General features: G+C 67.5%; 1 protein-coding gene. It reads right to left on the reverse strand.

Translation table 11 applies throughout. The features are described from left to right. Positions 1-92: 92 nt before the first annotated feature. On the reverse strand, positions 93-929 hold the full coding sequence (locus tag AC2A1K_RS35640) for a mycofactocin-coupled SDR family oxidoreductase (RefSeq protein WP_483901078.1): 837 nt from the start codon (positions 927-929) through the stop codon (positions 93-95). Positions 930-1102 lie beyond the last annotated feature (173 nt).

A 1102-nucleotide genomic window follows, 5' to 3' on the forward strand; every position in this document is an offset into this window, starting at 1 on the left:
GGGCTCGCGCACTCGGTCCGGACGACGCCGTCGGCTCGGGCACCCGATCTCCGGGCGCCCGGTCCTCGGGCCGATCGGTCCCGGCTGCCACCTCAGCCGGCGTTCGCGGCGTTCATCCCGGCGGCGACCGCGATCGTCTCCCCGGTGATGTAGCGCGCCTCGTCCGAACACAGGAACGCCATGGTGTTGGAGATGTCGGAGACCTCCACCCACGGGATCGGAATCGTGTTCAACGACTGGAACGCCGGCGCCGCGGCATCCCGGGTCGGATTCGGAGTGTCCGGAAGGAACAAGCGGTACGCGGCCTCGTTCTGGATCATGTCGGTGTCCACGCTCGTCGGACACACCGCGTTGATCGTGACGCCGTTCCCACCGACCTCCTGAGCCACCGACTTCACGAGCCCGATCACGCCCCACTTGGCCGCGACGTAGTGCCCGACATGGGCCATCCCGACCTTGCCGGCCATCGACGAGGTCACCACGATCCGCCCGTGACCCTGCTCGATCATCACCGGCAGAACCGCCCGGATCGTGTGGAAGACCCCGGTGAGGTTCGTGTCGATCATGTCCTGCCACGTCGCGTCGTCCATGTCCGCGATGGTGGAGAACGAGAAGATCCCGGCGTTGGCGAGCAGGAAGTCGACCCGACCGAGCTCGGTGCGCGCCTGCTCGACGAACGAGCCGACCGCCGCAGCGTCACGCACATCGGCGGTGACGCCCACACAGCGCCGATCGAGTTCTTCGACCTGCTTGACCGTGTCCTCCAGGTCACCGGTCCGGGACATGGCGTACGGCACCGTGTCGATCTGACCGGCGATGTCGCAGAAGGCCACATCGGCGCCCTCCCGGGCGAAGGTCAGAGCGTGCGAACGCCCCTGGCCCCGCGCGCCACCAGTGATCAGGACGACCTTCCCGTCGAACTTGCCCATCGCTCCTCCTCGAGCTCGGCCTGAGTCCAGTGACGTCGTGGTGACTGTGATGAACGACACTCCAACCCTCGAGCGGAGGTTATGACACCGCATGCCGAAAGTCGAGGGGCGAGGGGCCACGTGGGCGTCAGACATGCGACGATCGATCCCGTGTCGGTCGGCGGGCGTCCCGC

Source organism: Actinomycetospora sp. 2LY8.5 (genome assembly GCF_057180585.1).